This is a genomic window from Sphingomonas faeni (assembly GCF_024273235.1).
Taxonomy (GTDB): domain Bacteria; phylum Pseudomonadota; class Alphaproteobacteria; order Sphingomonadales; family Sphingomonadaceae; genus Sphingomonas; species Sphingomonas faeni_A.
The window spans coordinates 35877-60561 of sequence record NZ_JANBVH010000002.1; the positions used below are offsets into that span (position 1 = coordinate 35877).

Sequence of the window (24685 nt, forward strand, 5' to 3'; positions counted from 1 at the left end):
GTAGCTTCGGCCTCTATCCGGTTGCCGGCGCCATCCACAGGGATTCGTGAGGAAATGGCAGGCGAATGTGTGCGGCCCATTTTCTGCCGTCGATCTCGACGGCACCTTTCGTTGCTCGGCGTGCGAGAAACACCCGCAAGGCCGGTAGCTCTGCGGAAGGAAGGGCGATGCTGTACGAATCGCCGCGCTGCCGCGTGGTCGGGTCGTTCAAATCCGGCCAGCGCTTCGGCCAGGCGATCGATGGCTCGCGTGCGTTCTCGTACGGCGTCAGCATCACCTCGACCGCTTCGGGCAGCCATGGCCTTGAATTGGACGCGGAGAAGCCACGGAGCCGATCATAGGCCTTCAGGACCGATGACGGCAGCTTGGACCGGACCGATGCGTTCTCCAGCGAGCCATAGACCGTGATGTAGACGGGCGGCGTGCTTCCATAGATCAGCAGGGCGTTGTCGGGCTGGTCGCTGGCATTCGCTGCGCGATAGTCTCCGGAAAGCGCCGCCAGTGCAGGATCGCCGAATGTCTGGACCAGATCGTCCGTCCGGGCACGGTCCAGTTTGACGGAACGGAAGCCGCTCCTGGTTTGGAAAATCGCCGTTCCGTCGCTGTACAGTGCGAAGGTCGGCGAGTCGGAACCGATGACCATTCGCCACGGGTTCGATTGCACCATGACGACCAGCGGTGTCGGGCTCGAGGATGCTCGTACCGCGGCGAGCGCCTTGGGGCGGTCGAAGAAGGCGGTCCCGACTTTGTCCGCCTTTACGAGAACCGTCTTTTCAGCGGGCGGTGCATCTCGACATCCAGCGACGGTAGCCGTGAGTAACCATATCGCGACTGGCACCGTTCGATTGAGAGCGCCGCTAGTCATGAAGCAGGATGGCCCAGCGATCATGATCGGGCAAGTCTCAGGTCCCGACGAGAGGGCGACCCGTCGGAAGCGCTGCTACGCTGTCGGGGGCCAGATCTTCGTATCCGTCAGCATCGCCGCGATGGTCTCCGGCCAGATCTGCTCCGTCGTCGACAGGAAATCGCGTCGATGCCACCAACGATGCGCGTCCGACACCGCCGGCGTTTCGAGCCGAACCAGAGAAGAACGCTCGTCCGCCCTGACCATGTTCGAACCGGAACAGGACGAGACCGTTGTCGCCGTCCACGACGAACAGGCGGGATGCGGGGCGACCGGTCATGATACGGTGACCACGACCGGTCTCGTTAGTGTCAGGCTTCCTGGTAATATTCGGAATATTGCTTCGAGTAATAATAATAGGAGCCGACCGCCTGCGAGTTGGTGTCGACCATCGTGAACATCGAGCCGACCAGGTTCGCGCCGTCCGACTTGAGCCACTGCGTCGCCGACGTCACCGCATGCTTGGGCGTCTTGTTCCACCGGATCACGAGCGTCACCGCATCCGCCAGCGCGGCGAGGAAGCGGCCGTCCGCCAGACCGACGAGCGGCGGCAGATCGAGGATGATCGTGTCGTAACGCCCCGAAAGCTCCTCGAGGATCTTCGGCATCAGGTCGTTGCCGAACAGGTTCTCCGACGAGAAATACGGCTTATGGATGATGATCTGGTCGAGACCCTGCAGGCCGCTCGGCTCGATCGCCTCGTCCAGCGTCACATCGCCGTGCAGCAGTTCGACCAGCCCGACGCCGTCCGCCTTGGTCGGCGTGATCATCCGCAGCTGCGCGCGGCGCACGTCGGCGTCGACGATGATCGTCCGGTCGCCGTTCATCGCCATCACGCGCGCCAAAGCCAGCGCCGTGGTGGTCTTGCCTTCGCCCGGCAGTGCCGAGGTGACTGCGATGATCTTCGGCCGCTCCTGACCACGGACGCCGAGCAGCGACGCACGGGCGTTGCGCAACGCCTCCGCATATTGCGAGGTCGGCTTGTCGATCACGACATCGGCAGGCTGATCCTGCCGGATGTTGGGGATCGCCGCGATCAGCGGGACGCCTAGTTCGCTCTCGACCTCGTCGATGCTGCGCAGGCCGGTGACCATCATCTCCTGCGTCACGATGACCGCGATGCCGACGCCGAACCCTGCTATGAGCGACAGGAGGAACAGCAGAGGGCGGTTGGGCCAGCTCGGCGACTGCGGCGGCTCCGCGTTGTCGATGATCTGCGCCTGGGCGATCGAATTCTGCGCGGCCTGGCGCGATTCGAGTGCCATCTGCGAGATCTTCTCATACGCATCATGCTTGCTGTCGGCATCGCGTTGCAGGCTGGCGGCGATGACCGAGGCACGCGCGTTTCCGGCCTGCTTCTGCTCGAGTTGGGTCATCGATTGGCGCAAGCTGGCGGCGCGGGCATCCGCGGCGCCGGCGTCGGAATTGAGCGACCGTACGACGCGGCCCATTTCCTTGTTCAGTTCGGCGTCGATGCCGGCAACCTGATCGCGGACCTTGATGAAATCGGGATGACGTTCGCCGTAGCGGCCGCGAACGTCCTCAAGCGTCTGAGACAGGCTTGCGCGCTTGCTGCGCAAATCCTGGATCGTCGCCGATTCACGCACGTCGGAAATCGAGTCCAGCGCGCCGCGACGGACTTGCTGTTGCGCGGATTGTTCCTTCGAACGAGCCTCTGCTGCAAAAGACTCGGCGGTCGCCAGCTGGAGCGAAAGCGGCGCGACCTGCTGGTCGACGATCGTCCCCATCTGGTTCGACGCGCCCCGCACGATCCCGGCCTGTGCCTGGTATTGGGCTACTTTCTCGTCGGCGACGCGAATTTCCGCCGCGAGCTCGTCCATGCGCTTCTGATACCATTTGGTCTGACGCTCGGCGGTACCGATCTTGTTACCAACCTTGGTATCGAGATAGGCGGTGGCGAAAGCGTTGGCGATCTTCGCGGCTTTTTCGGGCGACTGCGAATTGAAGCGGATCGCCATGATATACGTCAGCCGATCGCGCGCGACGTCGAGATGGCTGTTGACCGACCGGGCGACGACGTCGAGCTTGGCGGCCGGTGACAGCGCGGGCTGACCTTCCGGCGTGGGGCCGCCGCCGAACTCCGGATCGTTCAGCAGGTTGAGCCGCTGGACGACGATCCGCGACAGATCGATCGACCGGATGACCGAGACCTCGGTCTCGATCGCCTCGCTCGCGAGCTGCGCCTGTGCTTCGCTGGCGGTTCGCGCCAGCGGGTTGCGGCTCGGATCGATCTGGATACGCGTCACGCCCTGATAGACGGGCGTGATCCGGAGCGTCAGGACGATGCCGATTGCCGCGATCACCGCGGTGATGCCGAGCAGCACCAGGAACCGCCGACGCACGACATCGCGCACCGAACGGATCACGTCGCTCAATCGGGTTTCGGACTCCGCCGCGTTCACGACCTTCATGTCAGGATGTTCCTAAGTATCTGGCGAAGAGGCCATTGTTCTTTGAGCGAAACATGCTTCGTCCTTATCGTCTGATACGGATTGAGAAACGCGCACGCAACTCGTCAAACGGATTGCCAAGCCCGGCTCCGCTCGGTTTGTTCGAGCCGTATCCGATATTCGCATCCAGCCCCAGCCATCGCGTGACCTGGTATCGACTGCCGACTTCGGCGCGATAGACGTTGGTCGAGGTAGATCGCTCGGGATATTCGCGCTTGCTGACTTCGCCGCCGATCGTGACGATCATGTTGTAGAGGAGTTCATGATCGACCGTCACGCGGATGCGATTGTCCCACGAACTGCCGACGTTGGTAAGATCGACGTCGATCAATCGACGTTGAACGAGAACCCCGACACTCGTTAGTTCGCTCGGAAACCAGTCCGCGCGGGCTTCGACGGACATGCCGCTCGTGTTGCGGTATGTCCCGCTCGCGTCGAAACTGCGGTAGCTATAGCCGATGCCGACGGTCCCGCGCGCAACCCCTGCGATGTCGAAATTGGATCCGAACACGGCGCGATAGCCGTTGGAGTCGCGGTTCGGCAGGTCGAACGCCCGCGCCGTCCGATAGTTGTTTCGGTCAGCCTCGAGCCGCGCGTAAAGTGACAGGCTCGGCGTGAAGCCCAGTTCATACGTGCCCGTGCCGGCGTAGGTGACGCGGTCGCGATAGCCTTGGTCGCGAACGACGCCGTCGGCGAACTGTACCGAGCTGAAATCGTACGATGTCCGGTCCACGGTGCCGATCAGCCGCGATCGTCCGGTGTCATAGATCGTGCGCGTACCGAGGAACGTCCGCAGGTACCGGGACGGTACCGTTAGATTCGCCACGACATCCGCGGAAAACGGCGATTCGTACGTGCGGTCGGCCTGCGCATCGAGCCTGACGGTGAAGTCGCGGGTCACGTCGACGCGCCCGCTGCCCTGTACGTTCCACGCATCCTGATCGCGCAGCGTCTGTTTGGCGAAGCGGCGGATATCGGCAGCTCCGGTCAGGCGCAGCTGATGCACGGACCAGTCGGACGCGACGTTCACATAGGGTTCGAACGATGAATAGACGTCGGACTTCTTGTTCGAATTGTCGTTGAACACGTTGTCGCTATAGCCGATCGAGCTCGTCAGCTGCGGATTGACGATGAAGCTACCGAGGCGAACGCCGAGCGCGTCATATTCGGGGTGGGGGCGCTCGGTCACGCTGATGTTGTGGCCCCGATCATATTCGTCGCTGCTGGTCGTTGCGGAGGGCAGCAACAAACTGCTCGTCTGCGCCATCGCCACGCATGGCGCGACCATCCCGGGTACGGCGAGCAGTGCGCCGCCAAACCACGACGTCGCCGCCGTGCGTTTTGCCGATACGCACTTCGCCAAGACGCGCTTCGACGCAGCCCGCGTCAGTGTGATGTTCGATGCCCCCATCATGTCGTCCGCGTTCCAGGTCCGTGCTGCCGAGAGCGATCGATGGCGTTTCGACTTGCTTGCCCGGATCGGGCTCACGATCAGAAGAATCGTTCGGTCAGACGAATAGTGTCGCCCGGATAGATACGGAGATTGGGCGTCAGGACGTATTCCTGTTCGTATTGATCGCCGAACCGCCGGATCCGCACGGTCGCTTTGCGCGCACGGGGGGTATAGCCCTGCGCCGTCGCGATTGCGTTCAGCGCGGTCAGCCCGCTCAGATACGGATACTGCCCAGGCGAGCGAACTTCGCCGAGGATGAAGAAGGGGCGATAGGTCGCCACTTCCATGTTGACGCGCGGATCGCGCAGATAGCCGTCGGAAAGGCGTGCCTGGACTTCCTGGGTCACGCGCTCGATCGGCTTGCCGGCGACCTGGACGTTGCCGATCAACGGCAGCGAGATCTCGCCATCGCTGCTGACCGAGAAGTCGCCGCTCAACTGGGGTTCGTTGTAGACAATGACGCGAATCTTGTCGCCGGCACCCAGCTTGTAAATATCTTCGCTTGCCGCACCTTCAGCATAGCGTTCGCCACTCGAGATGGGGGGCGGTCCAGATTTCGAACAGCCGGCGAGCACGATGGCGGCTAGCAAGACAAAAGCCGCTCTTTTCTTCACGCAAACCCCCATTTACACAGTCGGCGCTTGGCTAACACGCCGCTAATAAAGCATCAAGGATATTTGTTGCATCGCGGTATCAAGGCGACACTGACCGAGATCAGGCGGCGTCTGCGCGTTTTCCGGACAGGAGATGCCGGATGCGCCTGATTGCCGGCGGTTTTTCCGGTCGGTGCACGAATGTGGCCAGTTGATCGATGAAGGACGTGGGCGCCTTCGCGTTCAACGTCGGATAAGCCGTGAGTTCATCGACACGGTCGAGCAGCTGCAACAGCTCGACTTCGGTATCGGCGGCGTAGATGCCGGGGCGATTGCCGAACTGTCGAAGCGTCGCGAACTGATGGCCGTTGCGATGTTCGCCGAGCTGATGGTTTCGCGGCATGACGATGATCGGCTTGCCGAATTCCATCGCGGTTATGATCGATCCCATGCCCGCATGGCATATCATCACCGCACACCGTTTCTGAAGATCCCGGAACGAATCATAGGGAATGTGCGAAAAACTCTTCATCGTGACCGGGCGATAGTGCGTCGGGCCGATCTGCGCGATCACGTCACCGCGTCGGTGGTCCGTCGCCCATTGGTCGACTGTGCGAATCAGGCGGTCGAATGGCAATTGCGTGCCGACGGACACCAGGATCACAAGATTTGTCCAAGATACCGCAGCGACCGATTCTTCTCGGCGAGGTGCTGCCACTGCGTGATCCGCAGGTCGGCGATCGGACGCACCAGTCGTCCGGACAGCGATAGGACTTCGCTGTTGGCGATACTGTCGATCCAAATCGTGCGTGCACCGAACATCTTGCCCACCAGCAGGGCCATCGCCCCCGGCGCTGCGCCCGTCGAGACGACCAGATGTGGATCGAACGCACGAAATATCCGGAACAGACCGGCGAGCGTGGGGGCCATGGTCCACGCCGAGTCCCGTGCGGTGTCGGGTATCTCCAGCACCTCTCGATCGCCGAGCGGTGGGGTCATCCCCTTCGACGTGCTGACGAATTGGCAGTCCGCGCCGACGAATGCCGCTTTAAGGCGGTGAAGTTCTATCCAATGCCCTCCGGCCGAGGCGACGAGCAGGATGCGCATCGGCGTGCCGCTAGCCCCAATCGACTTGCGGCGCAAATCGTCGGACGGGTCGCGGCATGGATCGCCGGTGTTTGCGGTGTGTTGTTCGACATGCCGAACGCCGTCGCGTCTGCCCGGTTTCCTGAAGAACCGCTCGGGCGCGGCACGGGCCGACGCGGATCTAACCTCAGCCACTACGTCGCGTCCCCTTTTGAGCCAACAACTAGGTCGGAACCGTCCTCGATCGCGCGCATACTGCCCGAAATCGATCGATTTCCATACCCGATCAGACCATCCAGCCTCCGATATTCCACCGGCGCGGTCTTGTACAATCCCGAAATCTATCAATTGATTGCACGAACCCGTTCACGCTAGATCGTCGTGCTTTCCCCCCACGACATCACGGGGAACGCTATACTGGAGATATTGCGTTGCCAAGCACCGATTCGGGTGAACGAATATACGCCATCGGTGACATTCATGGGCGATATGATCTTCTCCAGGTGTTGATCGAAAGGATCGGGGAGCATTCGCGAGCGCTGCCGCCGGTGCGCTCTCTTTATATCGTGCTGGTCGGCGATCTGGTCGATCGGGGTCCGCAGAGCGCCGAGGTGCTGGCGATGCTCTATGATCTCCAGCAGCGGAACAGCGACGTGATCGTCCTGCTCGGCAACCACGAAGAGGCGATGCTCCAGGCCCTGGACGGCGATGTCGACGCGCTGCGCCGGTGGCTGGCCGTGGGGGGCGATGCGACGCTTGCAAGTTTTGGGATTCCTCCGCGCGATCCCGATCAGGACGTGCGTGATTATCTGATCGGGGCGAGGCGGATCGTTCCGAAGGCTTTGCTCGCCTGGCTTCGCCACTTGCCGCTGAGCGCGCGATCGGGGGACTATTATTTCGTCCACGCCGGCGTTCGCCCCGGTGTCGCGCTCGATCGTCAGGCGCGAGAAGACATGTTGTGGATCCGCGACGACTTCCTGCACGACGACCGGGATTTCGGGGCGGTCGTCGTGCACGGCCACAGCATCACGGCAGACGTGGACATTCGCCACAACCGGATCTGTATCGATACGGGAGCGTATCGAACGGGCGTATTGAGCGCGATCTATCTCGAGGGGGATAAACAGGACACGCTTGCTGTCTCTTTGCCGCCCAAGGGAGTCAAGGTGCGCCGCCGCCGCACAATTGTAAGGAATGAAACTACTAGTTGTAAGGAACGAAAGGACTAGTGGCGGCCGATCCGGTGATCGGGTTTCATCTCTACTTGACTCATCGACTGGCAGATGGATAACTAGAGGTAAGGCGCAGACGCGTCGTCAAAGGGGTCGACAAGATGTTCAAAAAGATGATTCTTGGAGCCGCGATTGCAAGCCAAGCTCTCGCAGGTGCAGCATACGCAGCGCCGGCGCGGCCACAGGCCGTCAGCTTCGACAGCGTCAAGTCGGTTGGTGCAGTTGGTTCACCGGCGCGCATCGGCTCCGCAACGAAGCGCAACAGCGATCTTGCAGGTACGCCGTTCCTCCTGCCGCTTCTCGGTGTCGTTGCTCTGGTCGCAGTCGTTGCTGTCGTAGCTAGCGGCGGCGATGATGACTCCAGCCCCAATTGATTGGCTGAACCGGTCACGCGACTCGCGGGATCGCAAAGTTGAAGTTCGGTACGATTGAAAAGGCGAGGTGCTCGAGATCGGGCGCTTCGCCTTTTTCGTTGCGACGCAGCGTGTGAATATGGTCGTGACCTGCTCGGGGGCTCGGGAAGACCTACGGTGCCGACCGGGTAAGTCTTCGCAGCATTAAAGTGTGTGCCGATGGGCCGGCGTTGCATCTTGCTATGACTTTGGTCGGAGTGCGTATCGGGTCGGCTTCGCGCTGTGCCCCCGCAAACGCAGCGCGACACCGTCCTGAACGGCGGCACATCATTATGACGATCCCTCGCGGCGCTGCCCGAAGGTCGATCGATTGGGACGGGGGGCGGCATTGCAACGTCTGGACAGCGGATATCTCGCGGCACTCCTCATGGAGTGCGGCCTGTGAGCCGGGCCCGCGTCCGTCGCCGCGGCAGCGGCGTGCGCAATCGGATCGCATCGTGGCGCGATGACGCGATCCCGCTTCTCTTCCTGGTCGTCCTGCTGTTCGGCGGCGGTGCGGGGATGGGATATCCGCTGATCGACCTGTGTGCGCAGGTGCTGGCGCTCGCTTTGATCGTGCGCGCCGCTCGTCCGCGGACGAGCCCGACCATCGGCGGAACCGGCGCGATGGGGCTCGGGGGCTTCCTGCTGGTGTTCGCCGCCGCCGCCTCGCTGCTGATCCTGCAAATGATCCCGCTGCCGTCAGCCTGGTGGCACGGCCTGCCCGATCGCGCGACGGCCGTGCAGATTTTTTCGCTGCTGGGATGGGCCGATCGCTGGCACGCGTTCAGCCTGACGCCCGACAATACGCTCGTCGCCCTGCTATCGCTGCTCGTGCCGCTGGCGGCGATGCTGACGATCGCGTCGCTTCGCCTGTCGGACCGCGTGATGGTGTTGCGCCTGATCGTCGGCGGCGCGGTGATCGGTACGATCCTCGCGACGCTGCAGGTCGCGGCGGGGATCAGCAGTGCGCCGATCGTCTACGACACCGCGCACCGCGGCTACGGCGTCGGGTTCTTCGTCAATCGCAACCATCAGGCGACACTGTTGCTCGTGGCGATCGTCTTTGCGGCGGTGCCCGGCGTCATGGGCGTCGGCGCCCCGCGACGGCTGGCGACGCTCGCGACGATCGTCTTCCTGTCGCTGGGTATCCTCGCCACCAGTTCGCGGACCGCGTTGCTGCTGCTGCCGTTCGCGCTGATCGTCGCAGGGGCGCTCGTCGGTGGCGTCCGGCGTACCGGCAGGCGTCTGCTCGGCGCGGCGGCACTGTATGTCGTTGCCGGTGTCCTGGTATCGCGGACCGACCTGTTCCAGCGCGTCTTCATCCGCTTCTCGACGGTGGCGGAGGAGCTGCGCTACCAATATTGGGAAAACTCGGTCTACATCCTGCGCGAGACCTTTCCCTTCGGGACCGGGTTCGGCAGCTTCGAGCGGGTCTATCGCACGGTCGAGCCGCTGGGGCAGGTGTCGCCGCTCAGCGTCAACCACGCGCACAACGACGGGCTAGAGCTGCTGCTGGAAGGCGGATTGCCGGCGCTGATCATCATGCTGATGGGGGTGGTCGTCCTGATCGTCGCGCTGCGATCGGGCTGGACAGCGGCCCGCGAGCGTCAGGAGCGCGCGACACTGGTCGCGGGCGGCGCGGCGATCCTGCTGATTCTGCTGTTCTCGCTGGTCGATTATCCGTTGCGCATGGCGGCGATCGCCGGGCTGTTCGGTGCGGCGCTGGGTCTGATCGCGGCCGTCGGACGCACCGAGCCATCGCGGACGTCCGGCGCCGCAGGCGCGCCTCCTCAACCCCGTCGACGGTCCGCGCCGTGGATCGCAGGCGGTATCGCGGCGCTGGTCGGGATTGTCGCGAGCGGGGATGCGCTCGGCCGGTTCCTGACGCTTCGTGGGCAAAGCGGGGCGGCGACGGTGGTTGCGCCCTGGTCGGCGGGCGCATGGTCCGCGCTCGCGAACGGCGAACAGCTGGCAGGGCATCCCGCATCATCGCGGGCAGCGGCGGCGCGCGCGCTGGCGATTGTCCCGATCGACGCGCAGGCGGTCCGCGCACACGGCTTTGCCGATCTCGTGCTCGACCAGCCTCAGCGTGGCAGCCGCCTGCTTCAGACCGGCGCCGCGCTCGGCTGGCGCGATACGCTGCTGCAACTCTGGCTGGCGGAACGGGCGCGGGAGGTCGGCAGCGCCGGGATCTCGGCCGAACGGATCGATGCGTTGCTGCGCCGCGGACAATTGCCCGACGCGCTGATGCCGGAGATGCGCGCGACCTACATGGCGCCCGGTGGGGTTGCCGCCGTCGTCGCCCGGCTGGCCGATCGCCCATCGTGGCGACAGGGGTTCTTCAATGCGATCTCGCGCGATGCGGCGCTGTCGGTGCCGCGCACGCTCGATTTCCTCGCGACGTTGCGCAAGGCCGGCGTCCCGGTGACCGCGAGCGAGACGATGCTGATCCGCTGGCGGCTCGCCGATTCGGGCGACATCGCCGGCGCGCGCCAGGTGTGGCTGGCGAGCGGCGGTCGCGGCCTGATCGCCGACGGTGGCTTCGAATCGGTGCCGGCACCCTTGCCGAGCGGCGTCATCCCCTATGCCTGGGGCGCGCCGAAATTGCCGGGGATACGCGTCGTACCGGCGGACCGCGGTGCCGACGGTACGGGCCACGCGGTCCAGATCATCTCGGACGGCCTGTCGAGCGGTACCGCGCTGGCGCAGGCGATCACCCTGCCGCCCGGGCGCTGGCGCCTCCAGGCGATGGTCCGCGGCGCCGACGTGCCGGCAACGCTGTCGATCGCCTGCGCAGGTTCGCCCGTGGATCCGGTAGCGACCGGTGCGGTCTCGCTGGACGGTCAGGGCACCGGATGGCGGAAGGTCGAGGGCGCCGTCTCGATCGGCCCCGCATGCCGGTCCCAGGTGCTGGGCGTCTCGGTGCGCGAGCGCGCCGGCCAGACCGGTACATTCTGGATCGATTCGGTCCGAATCACCCCGCTATCCAGGCCATGACAAATTGGTGTGCAGGCTTGACCAAATGCATCGGGTAATGCGAGTGGACGTTAGTCGGAAGGGGCAAGATCAACGGATGCGAGCGACCTGGATAGGGGTGGTCGCGCTTGGCACTATGCTTGGCGCCTGCGCCGACGATAATATTGGCCCGAACCTCCGCACTGGCGAGAGTGCCTACGAGACTATTCCGGCGCCGCAGGGAGAGCCGCGGGTCCAGGATTATCGTATCGGCGCGCTGGACACCGTAGACATCACCGTGTTCCAGGAGCCCGATATCTCCACGCGCGGGGTCGTCGTCGATGCCGCCGGAGTCATCTCGATGCCGCTGATCGGGCGGATCCAGGCCGCCGGCAACACCAGCACGCAACTCGCCGACCTGCTCGCCGCCAAGCTGGCCGAGCGTTTCTACGTCAATCCCCAGGTCACGGTGACCGTGGCCAGTTCGGTCGCGCAACGCGTCACCGTGCAGGGCGACGTCAAGGAGCCGGGCATCTATCCGATCTCCGGGCCGACCACCCTGCTCGACACGATCGCTTTGGCCAAGGGCGAGAGCGAGGACGCGGCGCTGCGCCAGGTGATCGTCGTGCGCTATATCGACGGCAAGCGGATGGGCGCGGTGTTCGATCTCAAGCGGATCCGTCGCGGCGACGACGCCGATCCGGCGATCGCGCCGCGCGACACGATCATCGTCGGTCATTCGGCCAGCAAATCGGCATGGCATGACGTCCTGCGGGCGGCACCGTTGCTGTCCGGCTTCGGCATCTTCGCGCAATTCTAGGTTTACAGGAAGAGATCCGATCCATGGGGAGTGTCGATGTCCCTCTAGGCGCTCCCAACCCGGGGCCCACCCCGGGGCCCACGCCGGGCCCCACGCCGAATGCCTTTGCGCCGGATGACCGGCGAAATGCTGGCGCGGTGCCGTCGGCCTATGCCCATCCGGGCGCGCATGCGTATGAGCCCCATGCGGGAGGCCCGCTTGAGGGCGAGGACTATGAGCCCGCGATCGATCTTCGCGCGGTCTGGGCGACGGTGTTCCGCAATCGCTACATGATGATCGCGATCGTCGGCGTCGCGTTGCTGCTCGGGATCGCGTCGGCGGTGCTGATGCCGCGCAAATACACCGCGCAGTCGAGCATCCAGATCGACCAGCAGGTCGCCAAGGTTCTCGGCACCGAGGATTCGGACCCGCAGGCGTCGGGCAGCGACGCCGATCGCTTCCTGCAGACGCAGGTCGACGTGCTGACCAGTCGGGCGATCGCGCGGCGCGTTTCCGAAAGCCTCGGGCTGGGCGCCAATGACGATTTCCTGAAGCGGATGACCGGCGCGCGCCAGATCGAGATCAAGCCAGGCGACGCCAGCCTTTCCGACCAGGTCGTCGACGTCCTGCAGAACAACCTGACGGTCGATCTGCGGCGCAATTCGCGCGTCGTCCACATTATCTTCACCAGCCGCGACCCTGCGCTCGCCGCCGAGATCGCCAACAGCTACGCGACGAATTTCATCGAGGGGAATATCCAGCGCAAATTCTCCGCCTCGTCCTATTCGCGCCGGTTCCTCCAGAACCAGCTCGGCCTCGCCAAGACGCGACTCGAAGGATCCGAGCGGGATCTGATCGCCTATGCCCGTTCGGCTCGGCTGATCGATGCCAGCGCCGGCGCGCGTCAGGCCGAGGGCGACAACGCGCCGCGCTCGCTCGTCACTGCCAACCTCATTCAGCTCAACGCCGATGCGGCCACCTCGGAAGCCAACCGGATACGCACCCGCGAGCGCTGGGAACAGGCGCGCCGCGCACCGCTGATGTCGCTACCCGAAGTGCAGGCCAACGAGGCGGTCCAGCGCCTGTCGCAGAAGCGCGCAGAGGACTTCGCCAGCCTGAGCGAGGTTCGCCGCCGCCTGAAGCCGGACCATCCGGTCGTCATCCAGGCGCTCGCGGAGATCGCCACGCTCGACCAGCAGATCCGCCAGCTGGCCGAGGAGACCCGCAAGTCGATCGAGAATCAGTATCTGACGGCGGAGCGGCAGAACCGCGCGATCACGCAGCAGGTGCTTTCGCTCAAGGGCGCGACGCTCGCCGAACAGGGGCGCAGCGTCCAGTACAACATCCTCCGGCGCGAGGTGGACACCAACCGACAGCTCTATGAGAGCCTGCTCCAGCGCTACAAGGAAGTCAGCGCCGAGGCGGGGATCACGTCCAACAACGTCTCCAGCGTCGATCTGGCCGAACAGCCGCGCAAGCCGACCTCGCCGCGCCCGTTGCTCAACATCGCGCTGTCGCTGATCGCCGGGATCGGCCTCGCGATGCTCTATGCGTTCGGTCGCGACTATCTCGACGACTCGATCCGCAACCCGCAGGACGTCGAGGAAAAGCTGCGGATTCCGCTGCTCGGCGTCGTGCCGGACAGCGGCGGCGAAGCCCCGCTGGCGGCGCTGAACAACCCGAAGTCGGAGATCGCCGAAGCGTATCACGCGATCCGCACCTCGATCGAACTGTCGTCCAACCAGGGGCCGCCGCGGTCGATCCTGGTCACCGGCAGCAGTAAGTCGGAGGGCAAGTCGACCACCTCGTTCGCCCTCGCACGCGACTTCGCAGGGCTCGGGCGTCGCGTCCTGCTGATCGACGCGGATCTGCGGCGACCGTCGTTGCACCGCACGCTCGGGATTCCGCTGCCCGACACGGGGCTATCGTCGGTGCTGGCGCGGATGACCGAGTGCAGCGCGGCGATCCTCCCGACCGGCCTGCCGGGCATGAGCTTCCTGCCCAGCGGTCGATTGCCTCCCGATCCCGCGACGCTGTTCGCGGGGACGGCGATGCAGGACCTGCTGGCGTCGCTCGAGCCCGATTACGACGTCGTGATCGTCGATGGCCCGCCGGTGCTGGCGCTTGCCGACGCAGCCCAGCTTACCGCCGCGACCCAGGCGACGGTGTTCGTCGCCGAGGCGTCGAGCGCGCATTTCGGCCAGGCGCGCAACGCCGTCTCGCGCCTGCTGCGCGCGGGGGGCAACGTGATCGGTTGCGTCATGACGAAGTACAACGCGAAAAAGGCGGGCTACGGCCAGTCCTACGACTATTACCGGTACCGTTACGACGAAACGTCGAAGTAGGGCGAGGCCGGGTTAGCGCACCCGCCGGGGTTCAGGGCTTGGTGCCGCGGGCGGGCGCCGCAGGGGGCGCCGCGCCCGCCCGACCGTCGGCGGTGCAGGGATAGCGGATCTTCAGCGCGACCACGACGACCGAGGCGGCCTCGCCCGACAGGTCGGCGCCATGGTCCCTGAGGTAGCCGATGAACGCCTCGCGCAGGTCGCCTTGCGGGACATGGCGGGGAACGCAGAACTCGCGCTGGTTCAGCCATGCCTCGTAGGCGCGCACGGTATCGTGCACCCCGGTGATATAGGCGAAGCAATAGGATGCGTCGGCCGCGACGTTCGAGAGGCAGCGCTGGCGAAGCTGGTTGGCGCTGAACAGTCCGCCGGCAAGCGGCGCGGTCGACGAGCCCGCGGGTGGCGACTGCCTCGGCACGGCTTGCAGCCCGGCAGTCTGCGGCATCGGAAAATGCTGGGGAAGGGCCTGCAAGACCGACGGCACGGCAAGCAGCAAGGCGAGAGGCATAACCATAGCGGCCGTCGTTACGCGCTGGCGTGGCGGGCTTCAACGGACTAACTCACGAGGAAATGGCGCCTACCGACCCCAATCGGCGACAGCCGGATGCTCCCGAAGAGCCGGTACCATCGATGCTGCTGCTCGATCCGGCGATGGTATCGGCGTTGCCGCCGGTGCGGCGTTTCCATCCGGGCGTGGTGATCCCCGCGGTGATCGCGGTGCTCCTGATCGTCGGTTCGGTCACTGCTGCGATCATGAGCCTGAGACAACCGCCGGAGAACGACACCAGCTGGGCCCGCACGGCGGTTCGCGCCGCGCGAATCGAGGCACCGTTCGCACCCCGGACGCTGCGTCCGCTGTCGCCGGAGCAGGCGGTCGCGTGGAACGCCGCGACGCCCACCGCGAACAGCGCTGTCGAATCGGCCTCCGCGTTTCGCCTGCGGACCAGCGCGCTGACCGACTATCAGCGCTCGCTCCAGTGCCTGACGATGGCGATCTATTACGAGGCCGGCAGCGAGACCGACGACGGCGAGCGGGGGGTGGCGCAGGTGATCCTCAACCGCGTGCGACATCCCGCTTATCCCAAGACCGTCTGCGGCGTGGTGTTCGACGGATCGCAGCGCAGGACGGGCTGTCAGTTCACCTTCATCTGCGACGGTGCGCTGGCGCATACGCCCGCGCCGGCCGGATGGAATCGTGCATCGCGGATCGCGGCGGCGGCGCTGGGGGGCGCGGTGTTCGCGCCGGTCGGCTGGGCAACGCATTACCACGCCAATTACGTCGTCCCCTATTGGGCTTCCAGCCTCGACAAGGTCGCGGTGATCGGCGCGCATATTTTCTATCGCTGGCTGGGCCCCGCCGGACGAACCGCCGCGTTTCGCGGGAAATATGCCGGGAATGAGCCCAGCCTGCCCTTGCCGACCGTCGCCGGTGCGGCGCCCTCTCCGGAGGTAGGCACTGCGCCTCCCGCGGGACCACCCGCCACCGTCGCCACCGCGGATCGCCCCGTACTCACCGGCTCCCGCGCGGCGCCCGATACCGCGTCGCCCGCGCCGACCGTAGGGCTGGGCGAGCGCCGCGTGTTGCCACGTGCCTGGGAACCGGGAACGCCGATCACGCCCTTGCCGCCCTCGCCCGACCGCCGCGTCCTGCCGGTGGCACCGATCACGAACGGGGCGCCCGGCTAGGGCGCGACGGTCAAGGTTGCAAAACCCGCGTCACGGCGCGACGAGTTCGGCTCTCGACGGGCGGCGCCGGTTGACGAGGGTCGCGATGGGGCGCTCGATCAGCCGCCATGACGCCCACCCGATCGCGAAACACAGCAGGCACGCCAGCAGCGCCATCGCCACGAGCGCCGGGGTGCCGCGCGCGACGATCGATGCGGTTGCCGAGGCGAAGGCGCCGAGGATGAAGCTGTGGGTCAGGTACATGCTGTAGGAGGCATTGCCGAACACGCGGGAGAAGGTGGAGAACGCTTCCGACGTCTTGGATGGCGCGGGTGACAGGAGGACGGTCGCGGCCAGTGCTACGGCGGTGGCAAGCATCGCCATCCGGTCGCTCGGTGCGAGCGCGGCGCCAGCCAGGGCGGCCAGCGCGATCGCCGCGATCAATGACATGGGGACGGTAGGCAGGCGATCGCCGAAGCGGTGGCGGATCAGCGCGATGCCGATCCCGACTGCGAAATAGCCCATGATCGGGCGCGTGAAGACATAGACGGCGAGCGGCAGGCTCAGCGTGTCGGGCGGGGCGTTGATCCGGGTTCCGGCGATCACCAGCAGGCACAGCGCCAGCAGCACGAGATACGCGCCGCGCCTTGCGCCGAGCGCGAGACCTGCGGCGAACAGCAGGTAGAAGAACATCTCGTAATGCAGCGTCCAGCCCAGCCCGTAGATCGGCTGGATCAGGCCGTTGCCGCCGCGGTGGGGGATGAACGCGAACGACAGCAGAAACTCGGCGGCGGTCGGCATGCGGAAGTCGCTGGCTGCTCCGATCCGGTGCGCGAGCCAGCCGAACAGGACGATCAGCAGCGTCATGAGGTAATAGAGCGGCGCGACCCTCAAATAGCGGTTGCGCAGGAAGGCGCGGCCCGAGGGCGGGCGTCGACCGTCGCGCAACGAGATGTGGACCATGATGAAGCCGCTGATCGCGAAGAACGTCGCGACGCCGACCTGGCCGAGCAGCGAGGTGAACTCGGGCAAGGTATCGGGGATCGCGCCTCTCCGGAGATAGCGTTCGAGCAGATGCTCGATCACCACGCCGGAGGCGGCGATCCCGCGCAGCAATTGAAGCGGGGCGATCTGATCGCGGTCGAGTTCGGGTTCGCGCGGCCTCAGTCGTGCGAGCAGCGACCGGCCGATCATGACAGCCGGAGCATGACGATCGTCGCGTTCAGCGCGACCCCCAGCGCGACGCTCTTGATCAGCTCGCGCGGCGTGACCGGCAGGTTGGCGTTGACGATCGCCGCCACTAGCGAGGTCGAGGCCGCGAACAGCAGCAGCGACCACCAGCTCGGCCAGGTGGCATCGCGGTCGTGCGTCCAGTCGGTGATCAACGGCAGCAGCACGACCAGGAAATGCCCGAAGCACGCCGCCAGCCAGTGCGACAGGAAGCGCGGCAGGTTCTCGCCCAGTTCGAGATGCGGATCACCGCTCACGGGTAATGCTCACGGGCAATGTCCTGTTCGTCCTGCTCCGCATGTGCCACCAGCGTGCCGATCAGCACCTCGTAATATGCCGCCGAATGCGGCTCGATCTCATCATCGGATTTACCCGCAGCCGCCCGGGCCGCCCGTATCTGCCATTCCGCCATGTCGCGCCACGTCGCAACGTCGCGCGCCGCGATCGCCTGTTGTGCCAGGCCGATCAGGATCACGAACGCGCCCAGGATCGCCACCGCCACCGCCAGGTAATAGCCGTGCGCCCACATCGCCCGCAGCCAGAACCCGTAGATGACCGTCATGAAGACCGCGATCAGCGCCACCAAGCAGATCGCATCGATCAGTCGACCGATCCGCTTGGGCCAGCGCGACTGGGTGAGGCCATTTGGAGCGGGGTCGGACACGGGGGCAATCCTGTCAGAGATGATCCGGATCGGCAACTGACCGGACAGCACCGGTCGGTTGCCGCACGACCGGTCTTACCGCGCCACGATCTTCACGAGTGTCTTCACGTCCTGGCGGGTCGGCAAGGGACCGGATGCGGTGAGCGTTCCGGACGCGTCGTTCCACTTCAGCACGGCGCTGGTCCCCGACTTGGTCTTGCCCGCAGTGGTTTTGTAGGCGTTGGTCACGCCGTCGTCGTCGTACAGCGTGAAGGTCGCGTCTCGTCCCGGATAGACCTTGATCGTCTCCAGCGCCTGCTTCGTCGCGGTGCTTGGCACCTGGACGCCCATCGGGACGATCGATCCTGCGCGGACGAACAGCGGGATGCGGTCGATCGGCGCCGCGGCGACGATCGACTGGCCGCCGGCATAACGCTGCTCGGTCCAGTAATCATACCAGTCGGCGCCAGCCGGCAGATAGACCTTGCGGCTGGTGACGCCCTGCTCCGTGACGGGCGCGACGAGGAACGCTGGACCGAACATGTATTCGTCGCCGATCGTCGCCACCGCGGGATCATTCGGGAAATCCATGAACAACGCCCGCATGAACGGCGCGCCGGTCCGGTAGGTCTGGTATCCCAGCGAATAAAGATATGGGATCAGCGCGTACCGGAGCCGCAGGAAGCCCGCGAGCACCGGCTCGGCAGCCGTTCCGTATTCCCAGATCGCCGTTGCCGGACGCTGGCCATGGATGCGCAGCGTCGGCGTGAAGCTGTTATAGGCGAACCAGCGCGTGAACAGTTCGGGATAGTCGGTGTAGCTCGGCGACATCGCGGTCGCACCCGCCGGATCGAGCAACGGCGAACGCTCCGCCTTCGGCCCGTTCGGATACTGCCAGCCGCCGGTATCGCTGCTCCAATACGCCATGCCGCTCGCGGTAAAGCCGAGCCCGGCCGGAACCTGGCGGTGCAACGTCTCCCAGGTCGCCTGCACGTCCGAAGACCAGAACAGGGCGCCGTTGCGCTGTGTGCCCAGATAGGCGGCGCGCGCGAGGATCAGGTTGCGGAAGTCGGGCCGGTCGCGCGCCGAGCCTTCCGCGACGCCGCTGGTGTGCACCAGCGGATAGAGATTGTGATACCGGTCGCCCGACCCGATCGAGAAGAAATTGCCGTCCGGCACCAGATCCGGCTCGGTCTCGTCGAGCCAGAACCAGTCGAAGCCTTGCGAAGCAATATTGTCGCGGATCCGATCCCAGAACCACGCGCGGGCATCCGGGTTGGTCGAATCGAGCAGCGCGCCGGCGCGGTCGGAGCGGATGGCAAGTCCATCGACAACATCGCCGTCCTTGTCCTTGAGCAGCCAGCCCTTGGTGCCGAGAAAGTTGAAGTAGCGCGATTCCTTCTCGAACCGCGGCCACACGCTGATGATCGAATGCATCCCCATGCTTTTGAGCGTGTCGTTCATCCCCTTGGGATCGGGGAAATAGGTCCGGTCGATGTCCAACTGGCCCATCCGCGACCAGTAGAACCAGTCGAGCACCATGACGTCGAGCGGCAGGCCGCGCTTGCGGTAGCCGTTCGCGACGCCGAGCAGTTCCGCCTGCGTCTCGTAGCGCGCCTTCGACTGGATCAGCCCGAACGCGGCCTTTGGCGGTAGCGGCGTCGCGCCGGTCAGCTTGGCGTAGCCGGCGTAGAGTTCGTCCGTGGTGTCGCCGGTGATGACGAAGAACGACACGCGCTCGCCGACGTTCGATTGCCAGTGCGTTGCGTTCGACAGGCCGGGGGAGACGGTGGTCGCCGACGGGTTGTCCCAGACGATGCCATAGCCCTTGTTGGTGACCATGAACGGCACGCACACCGTCTCGCCCGCAGGCGCGTCGTAATTGTGGCGGCAGTCGATCGTCCGGCCCTTGAGGTCGAGCACGCCTTCCTGGTTCTGGCCGAGCCCGTAATAATGCTCGTTCGGCTGCACTGCGAAGCTCGCACCGACGCGGAACGTCTTCTCGCCGTTGACGGTTTGCGGCGACATCTCCCAGCCGGTCATCTCGGCGATCGTCGAACCATCGGGCTTGCGCACGGCGATCGACACGGGCGGCAGCGACGGCGCGAAGTAACGCTGCATCTGCGACGGCGCCTTGGGCCAGGGCTGCGCGGCGACGGTCAGCGACAGCGCGCTGGAAGCGAATACGTCGCCGCTGGCATCGGTACGGTGCGTCCAGCCGGTCGCGTCGGACTTGGCATTGGGGCCCTCACCCGGCGGCGCGTCGGCGAGCGTCCGGTCGAGCGAGATCGTCACGCGGACGATGTTCGGCGCATAGGGCTCGATCGCGACCAGGCTGCCGTTTCGATCCACCGTCGCGAGCGGATTGGCCTTTGCCTGTACCGTGAGGGCCGATGTCAGGCAGGTGCCGATCAGCAGAAGGCGTGCAGCGGACAGAAGAGACATCGGCGTGGGTTTCCATAGGCATAGGCCACCACGCATGGCGCGCTCGGCGTTATGTCAGACAATATGCTCGGTTCTCGAACCGAACGCCAGACATGAGGATAGCGGAAACCTCGGTATTTCTTCCAAGCCTGGTGGTTTTCCGATCGACGCCGTCTCTTTTACTGACCTCAATCGGCGATGATCGCTGAGCCGGCATCACCGGTGACAAGCAGGTGGAGCAGTCCGGGGGCGGGCCGGGCGATCGCGTGGATGCCGAGCGCTTCGAGTGCGGGCGTCGAGGCGCGGTCGGTATTTTCGAGCCGGACCCGCAGGCGCGTACCGTGCTGCGTCGCCGCCTGCACATTGTCCGCGCCGCCGAGCGCGGCGAGCGTGGCTGGAGTCAGCCGGATGTCGGCTGCGGTCGTCGCTGCGGGTACTGCCTGTACGGGTGCTGCGCCGCCGGCAGCGATGGCGTCGCGGATCTCGACCGCGACCGAATCGGCGATCGGACCCAGCACGATCTGGAGCGCGTTGGCGGACGGGCGGATCAGGCCACGCGCGCCGAGTGCCTTCAGCCTCGGTTCGTCGACCAGCTTCTGGTCCGCGACGATCAGGCGCAACCGGGTCGTGCACGCGCCGACGCTGGTGAGGTTGGCGGCGCCGCCGAGGGCCTCGGCAAACGCAGCACCGCGTTCGCTCTTGGCGACGGTTGCCGCTGCCACGGGTGCGTCGCGCTCACGGCCCGGCGTGGGGAGATCGAGGCGCTTGATGACGGTGCGGAACAGGACATAGTAGATCGCGGCATAGGCGAGGCCGATCGGGAACAGCAGCAGCGGCTTGGTCGCCTTGCCGTAGTTCAGCACGTAATCGAACAGCCCCGCGGAGAAGCCGAAGCCGAGCTTCACGCCGAGCGCATCCATCAACGCCATCGACACGCCGGTCAGCACCGCGTGGATCGCGTAGAGCACGGGTGCGAGGAACATGAAGCTGAACTCGATCGGTTCGGTCACGCCGGTCAGCATCGAGGTGAGCGCGAGGCTGAGCAGCATGCCGCCGACCGCTTTCCGGCGTTCGGGCAGCGCGGCGTGGTACATGGCGAGGCAGGCGGCGGGCAGGCCGAACATCATCACCGGGAAGAACCCGGCCATGAACGCTCCGGCCGTTGGGTCGCCCGCGAAGAAGCGGCGGAGATCGCCGGTGGTGCCCTGGTAATCGCCGGCGACGAACCAGACGATGTTGTTGAGCAGATGGTGCAGCCCGGTGACGAGCAGCAGGCGGTTGAGCAGGCCGAACATGAACAGGCCGAAGCCGCCCGCGCCGCTGATGCCGTAGCTGAGCCCGTCGATGCCCGCGCTGAGCGCGCCGAAGCCGAGGCCGACGACCAGCCCGAGCACGAGGCCCGCGACGCCGCTGACGATCGGTACGAACCGGCGCCCGCCGAAGAAAGCGAGATATTCGGGGAGCGCGATCGCCGAGAAGCGGTTATAGAAACTGCCGCCGATCAGGCCGGAGATGATGCCGATCGGCACGTCCAGACGCGCGATCGCCTTGGCCTTCCACGCCGCAGTGGCGAGTGCGATGGTGTCGCCGGTCAGGCCTTTCAGCGCGTCGGCGGGGACGGTCATCAAGGCTTGCGCGCCCTGCGTGGTGACTAGGTAGCAGACCACGCCCGCGAGACAGGCGGCACCGTTGCCGTCACGCGCGAATCCGGTGGCGACGCCGATCGCGAAGAGCAGGCCGAGATGCGAGAAGATCGCATCGCCCGCCGCGCTGAGCACCGCGATGTCGAGCAGGTCGGGCTGGCCGAGGCGCAGCAACAGGCCGGCGACGGGGAGCACCGCGATCGGCAGCATCAGCGCGCGGCCGAGCGGCTGGAGAGCTTCGAGCAGCGACTTCATGGGCGGAACTCCCGGGCGAGCGTTCGCACGTCCGCGGCTGAGATACAGTTCATTGCCGCTGCGGCATGTGCGCGACAGGCGTCGATCGTGAGCGTCGCGACCAGCGCCTTGATCTCGGGCACGAGCGCTGGTGCGGACGAGAGTTCGGTGACGCCGAGGCCGATCAGGATCGGTACGGCGAGCGGATCGGACGCGAGGCCCCCGCACACGCCGGTCCATTTGCCGTGGACCGCACCGCCCTCGCAGGTGCGCGCGATCAGGCGCAGCACCGCGGGGTGGAGACCGTCGAGGTCGCTCGCCACCGCCGGATTGCCGCGGTCCATCGCGAGTGCGTATTGCGTCAGGTCGTTGGTGCCGATCGAAAGGAAGTCGGCTTCGCTGGCGAGCAGGTCGGCGGTGATCGCGGCGGCGGGCGTCTCGATCATGATGCCGAGCGCGACGGGATCCGTGTGACCGATCGCGGCGGCTGCGGCGTCGAGCGCGGTGCGGACGGCGCGGAGTTCGGCGAGGCTTGCGATCATCGGCACCATGATGCGGCACTGGCCGGCGGGGCGGACCGCGAGGATCGCGCGGAGCTGTGCGTCGAGCATCTCGGGGTGGGCCAGGCCGACGCGGATGCCGCGCAGGCCAAGGGCCGGGTTTTCCTCCGCCGCGATCGGGAGGTAGGGGGCGGGCTTGTCGCCACCGATGTCGAGCAGGCGGACGATCAGCGGGCGACCGTCTAGCGTGGTGGCGATGCGCTGGTAATCGGCGGTCTGTTCCTCGACGCTCGGGGCGCTGTCGCGTTCGAGGAACAGGAATTCGGTGCGGAGCAGGCCGCAGCCTTCGGCGCCGTTGCGGACCGCGGCCTCGGCATCGTCGGCCGAGCCGAGATTGGCGAACGCTTCGATGCGGACGCCGTCCTGCGTGCGGCATTCGCGCGCGGCGTTGGCGAGGGCTGCGCGGCGGCGTTCGGTCTGGGCGTCGAACGCGGCTTGCGCGGTCGCGAGCGTCTCGGCGTCGGGGGCGACGTGGAGCAGGCCTGCGCCGGCGTCGAGGATCAGCGGCGTGCCCGCCATGATCTCGGCAAGCGCTGGGCCGACGGCGACCAAGGCAGGCAGCCCCATCGTCGCGGCGAGGATCGCGACGTGCGAGGTGGGGCCGCCGCGCTCGACGCAGAAGCCGACGATCGACGCGGTGTCGAGCCCGAGTAGGTGCGAGGGAAGCAGGTCGTCGGCCAGCAGGATCGTGCCCGGCGGGAAGCTCAGGCGTTCGTCGAGGTCTTCGCCGGCGAGTGCGCGCAGGACCTGGCGTTCGAGATCGAGCATGTCGTCGGCACGCTCGGCCAGGCGCGCGTCGCCGGTGGCGTGGAGCGCGTCGGCCTGCGCTCGGATCGCGGTGCGCCAGGCGTAGGCGGCGCTGTCGCCTTGCGCGATCGCGGCGTGTGCGGCGGCGGTCAGGGTCGGGTCGTCGAGCAGCGCGGTATGCGCGGTGAGGATCGCGCGTTCGGCGCCGGTCGCGGTCGCCGATTTGCTGGCGAGACGCGTCGTGACGGTGGCGAGCGCCGCATCGAGCGCGGCGCGTTCGGTGATCGCGTCCGCCCCTTCGCGCGTCACGGCGATCTCGGCGAGGCGGAAGAGCCCGGCCTGGCCGATCGCGATGCCGGGGGAGGCGGTGACGCCGGGGAGGCGGCCGTCTGCGGGCAGGGTTGTGGCCGGCTTGCGCGCTCCGTGTTCCCCCGCGAAGGCGGGGGCCCAGGACCCAGCAGCGCCGTCGTTCGTGGCTCCTGGGCCCCCGCCTTCGCGGGGGAACACGGATGTGAGCGCTGCTGCCGGGGTGGCGGTTGCGCCCGCTTCCGCCTTCTCGCCCATGCCGCCGAGGATCAGGTCGCCGATTGCCGCGAGCGCGTCGGCTGCGTCTGGGCCAGTGGCGGCGATCGTGATCTCGTCGCCTAGCTTCACGCTGAGTGACATCAAGGCGACGGGGCTGCGGACGTTACCGTCGCGCTCATCCTTCGTGATCTTCACCTCGGACACGAACTTTCGCGCGGTCTCGCCAATGCGGGCTGCGGGGCGGGCGTGGATGCCGTGGACCAGCGGCACGACGATCGTACGGCGGACGGTGTCGCCTTCGACCACGGCGACATCGGCTGAATCGCGCGGCTCCAGCGTCATCATCGCCTCGCCGACGCCGACCAGCCGATCGGTCTCGCGGCGGACGATCGTGAAGCGCTCGGGGTTGGTGACGATCACCGGCGTGATCACCGCCCGCGCCTCGCAGACCAGCAGGTCGAGATCGAAGCGGATCAGCGGATCGAGCCGTTGCACGCTCGCGCCCTCGGCCACGCAGGGCGTAAACCCGCGCCCGCCGAGCGCCACGGTATCGAGCCCGATATGCATCAGGATCTCGGCGCCCTCGGGCGTGCGCAGCGTGATCGCATGGCCGCTGGCGTGGACGCTCAGCACGACCGCGTCGCACGGCGCGTGCAGACAATCGCCGGTCGGGTCGACGGCGATCCCGTCGCCCATCATCCGTTCGGCGAAGACCGGGTCGGGGACCGCCTCGAGAGGCGATGCCCAGCCCTGGAGGGGCGACGTCAGGATGATGGGCTTCATG

Annotated in this window: 19 protein-coding genes; 6 read left to right on the forward strand and 13 right to left on the reverse strand. The window is 66.2% G+C overall.

All coding sequences use genetic code 11. The features are described from left to right. Positions 1-13: 13 nt before the first annotated feature. The 6 genes from NLI89_RS01185 to NLI89_RS21850 all read right to left on the reverse strand — a co-directional run bounded on the left by NLI89_RS01185 (position 14) and on the right by NLI89_RS21850 (position 6702). The gene (locus tag NLI89_RS01185) at positions 14-865 is read right to left on the reverse strand and encodes a hypothetical protein (protein WP_254685324.1); all 852 of its coding nucleotides are present in this window, start codon (positions 863-865) and stop codon (positions 14-16) included. A gap of 350 nt (positions 866-1215) precedes the next feature. Further along, on the reverse strand, positions 1216-3336 hold the full coding sequence (locus NLI89_RS01190) for a GumC family protein (protein WP_254685325.1): 2121 nt from the start codon (positions 3334-3336) through the stop codon (positions 1216-1218). Between the two features lie 64 nt (positions 3337-3400). After that, the gene (locus tag NLI89_RS01195) at positions 3401-4789 is read right to left on the reverse strand and encodes an outer membrane beta-barrel protein (protein ID WP_254685326.1); all 1389 of its coding nucleotides are present in this window, start codon (positions 4787-4789) and stop codon (positions 3401-3403) included. Positions 4790-4866: 77 nt separating this feature from the next. Next, positions 4867-5418 (reverse strand): polysaccharide biosynthesis/export family protein, encoded by a 552-nt coding sequence (locus NLI89_RS01200; protein ID WP_254685327.1) that lies wholly within the window; start codon positions 5416-5418, stop codon positions 4867-4869. Positions 5419-5542: 124 nt separating this feature from the next. Then, on the reverse strand, positions 5543-6085 hold the full coding sequence (locus NLI89_RS01205) for a glycosyltransferase (protein ID WP_254685328.1): 543 nt from the start codon (positions 6083-6085) through the stop codon (positions 5543-5545). Further along, positions 6082-6702: a UDP-N-acetylglucosamine transferase subunit ALG14 gene (locus NLI89_RS21850; protein ID WP_254685329.1), complete on the reverse strand. Its 621-nt coding sequence runs from the start codon at positions 6700-6702 to the stop codon at positions 6082-6084. Before NLI89_RS21850 ends, NLI89_RS01205 begins: the two co-directional genes overlap by 4 nt. 236 nt (positions 6703-6938) lie before the next feature. Here NLI89_RS21850 and NLI89_RS01215 point away from each other — a divergent pair, with 236 nt between their 5' ends. The 5 genes from NLI89_RS01215 (at position 6939) to NLI89_RS01235 (ending at position 14233) form a co-directional block, all read left to right on the forward strand. After that, on the forward strand, positions 6939-7736 hold the full coding sequence (locus NLI89_RS01215) for a metallophosphoesterase family protein (RefSeq protein WP_254685330.1): 798 nt from the start codon (positions 6939-6941) through the stop codon (positions 7734-7736). Positions 7737-7840: 104 nt separating this feature from the next. Next, a complete protein-coding gene (locus tag NLI89_RS01220; RefSeq protein WP_254685331.1) occupies positions 7841-8113 on the forward strand; it encodes a hypothetical protein in 273 nt (90 codons plus the stop codon). A 420-nt stretch (positions 8114-8533) separates the two neighbouring features. Beyond that, the gene (locus NLI89_RS01225) at positions 8534-11131 is read left to right on the forward strand and encodes an O-antigen ligase family protein (RefSeq protein WP_254685332.1); all 2598 of its coding nucleotides are present in this window, start codon (positions 8534-8536) and stop codon (positions 11129-11131) included. Positions 11132-11207: 76 nt separating this feature from the next. Then, on the forward strand, positions 11208-11909 hold the full coding sequence (locus tag NLI89_RS01230) for a polysaccharide biosynthesis/export family protein (RefSeq protein ID WP_254685333.1): 702 nt from the start codon (positions 11208-11210) through the stop codon (positions 11907-11909). A gap of 137 nt (positions 11910-12046) precedes the next feature. Then, positions 12047-14233 (forward strand): GumC family protein, encoded by a 2187-nt coding sequence (locus NLI89_RS01235; RefSeq protein WP_254685334.1) that lies wholly within the window; start codon positions 12047-12049, stop codon positions 14231-14233. 31 nt (positions 14234-14264) lie between these two features. Here NLI89_RS01235 and NLI89_RS01240 read toward each other — a convergent pair whose 3' ends face one another. Then, complete coding sequence (locus NLI89_RS01240) at positions 14265-14744, reverse strand: Rap1a/Tai family immunity protein (protein ID WP_254685335.1); 480 nt, start codon at positions 14742-14744, stop codon at positions 14265-14267. 56 nt (positions 14745-14800) lie between these two features. Here NLI89_RS01240 and NLI89_RS01245 point away from each other — a divergent pair, with 56 nt between their 5' ends. Continuing rightward, the gene (locus tag NLI89_RS01245) at positions 14801-15916 is read left to right on the forward strand and encodes a cell wall hydrolase (protein ID WP_254685336.1); all 1116 of its coding nucleotides are present in this window, start codon (positions 14801-14803) and stop codon (positions 15914-15916) included. A gap of 30 nt (positions 15917-15946) precedes the next feature. On the opposite strand, the gene NLI89_RS01250 is transcribed toward NLI89_RS01245, so the two are convergent. The 6 genes from NLI89_RS01250 to ptsP all read right to left on the reverse strand — a co-directional run bounded on the left by NLI89_RS01250 (position 15947) and on the right by ptsP (position 24684). Continuing rightward, positions 15947-17089, reverse strand: coding sequence for an acyltransferase family protein (locus tag NLI89_RS01250; RefSeq protein WP_254685337.1), 1143 nt, complete (start codon positions 17087-17089; stop codon positions 15947-15949). Beyond that, entirely contained in the window at positions 17086-17382 is a 297-nt protein-coding gene (locus tag NLI89_RS01255; protein WP_254685338.1) for a hypothetical protein, read from the reverse strand. The genes NLI89_RS01250 and NLI89_RS01255 overlap by 4 nt, the downstream gene beginning before the upstream one ends. Next, positions 17379-17789: a hypothetical protein gene (locus NLI89_RS01260; RefSeq protein ID WP_254685339.1), complete on the reverse strand. Its 411-nt coding sequence runs from the start codon at positions 17787-17789 to the stop codon at positions 17379-17381. The genes NLI89_RS01255 and NLI89_RS01260 overlap by 4 nt, the downstream gene beginning before the upstream one ends. Before the next feature lie 75 nt (positions 17790-17864). Next, on the reverse strand, positions 17865-20213 hold the full coding sequence (locus NLI89_RS01265) for a glycoside hydrolase family 31 protein (protein ID WP_254685340.1): 2349 nt from the start codon (positions 20211-20213) through the stop codon (positions 17865-17867). 167 nt (positions 20214-20380) lie between these two features. Continuing rightward, on the reverse strand, positions 20381-22090 hold the full coding sequence (gene nagE, locus NLI89_RS01270; protein WP_254685341.1) for an N-acetylglucosamine-specific PTS transporter subunit IIBC: 1710 nt from the start codon (positions 22088-22090) through the stop codon (positions 20381-20383). Then, the gene (ptsP, locus tag NLI89_RS01275) at positions 22087-24684 is read right to left on the reverse strand and encodes a phosphoenolpyruvate--protein phosphotransferase (RefSeq protein ID WP_254685342.1); all 2598 of its coding nucleotides are present in this window, start codon (positions 24682-24684) and stop codon (positions 22087-22089) included. Before ptsP ends, nagE begins: the two co-directional genes overlap by 4 nt. Position 24685: the final 1 nt, after the last annotated feature.

Excerpts from the sequence above, each read along its gene's own strand:
- NLI89_RS01185 (WP_254685324.1), bottom strand. The coding sequence starts at position 865 with ATGACTAGCGGCGCTCTCAATCGAACGGTGCCAGTCGCGATATGGTTA.
- NLI89_RS01190 (WP_254685325.1), bottom strand. The coding sequence starts at position 3,336 with ATGAAGGTCGTGAACGCGGCGGAGTCCGAAACCCGATTGAGCGACGTG.
- NLI89_RS01195 (WP_254685326.1), bottom strand. The coding sequence starts at position 4,789 with ATGATGGGGGCATCGAACATCACACTGACGCGGGCTGCGTCGAAGCGC.
- NLI89_RS01220 (WP_254685331.1), top strand. The coding sequence starts at position 7,841 with ATGTTCAAAAAGATGATTCTTGGAGCCGCGATTGCAAGCCAAGCTCTC.
- NLI89_RS01230 (WP_254685333.1), top strand. The coding sequence starts at position 11,208 with ATGCGAGCGACCTGGATAGGGGTGGTCGCGCTTGGCACTATGCTTGGC.
- NLI89_RS01240 (WP_254685335.1), bottom strand. The coding sequence starts at position 14,744 with ATGGTTATGCCTCTCGCCTTGCTGCTTGCCGTGCCGTCGGTCTTGCAG.
- NLI89_RS01245 (WP_254685336.1), top strand. The coding sequence starts at position 14,801 with ATGGCGCCTACCGACCCCAATCGGCGACAGCCGGATGCTCCCGAAGAG.
- NLI89_RS01250 (WP_254685337.1), bottom strand. The coding sequence starts at position 17,089 with ATGATCGGCCGGTCGCTGCTCGCACGACTGAGGCCGCGCGAACCCGAA.
- NLI89_RS01265 (WP_254685340.1), bottom strand. The coding sequence starts at position 20,213 with ATGTCTCTTCTGTCCGCTGCACGCCTTCTGCTGATCGGCACCTGCCTG.
- nagE (WP_254685341.1), bottom strand. The coding sequence starts at position 22,090 with ATGAAGTCGCTGCTCGAAGCTCTCCAGCCGCTCGGCCGCGCGCTGATG.
- ptsP (WP_254685342.1), bottom strand. The coding sequence starts at position 24,684 with ATGAAGCCCATCATCCTGACGTCGCCCCTCCAGGGCTGGGCATCGCCT.